General features: G+C 53.9%; 1 pseudogene. It reads left to right on the top strand.

Annotation, left to right across the window (positions count from 1 at the left end):
* Positions 1-219: pseudogene (locus FDX22_RS00610) on the top strand (undecaprenyl-phosphate alpha-N-acetylglucosaminyl 1-phosphate transferase); the annotation flags it as partial.

The raw sequence follows: 219 nt of genomic DNA, 5'->3' as shown, positions 1-219 counted from the left end.
AAGGGCATGAGCCCGTTCTCAGCCGATCGCCAGCACATTCATCATTTGGTGATGCGGGCAGGGTTTACTTCCCGCCAGGCATTTGTTCTGATTACGCTGGCGGCAGCCGTGCTGGCATCGATCGGTGTGCTGGCTGAATATTTCCGTTTGGTTCCGGAATGGGCCATGCTGGTGCTGTTTTTAATGGCATTTGGCCTCTACGGATACTGTATCAAGCGT

This window comes from Citrobacter sp. TBCS-14 (assembly GCF_005280805.1).
GTDB lineage: Bacteria > Pseudomonadota > Gammaproteobacteria > Enterobacterales > Enterobacteriaceae > Citrobacter > Citrobacter gillenii.
The sequence above is the reverse complement of the archived record's forward strand: the minus strand, read 5'-3'. Positions and strand labels throughout refer to the sequence as shown.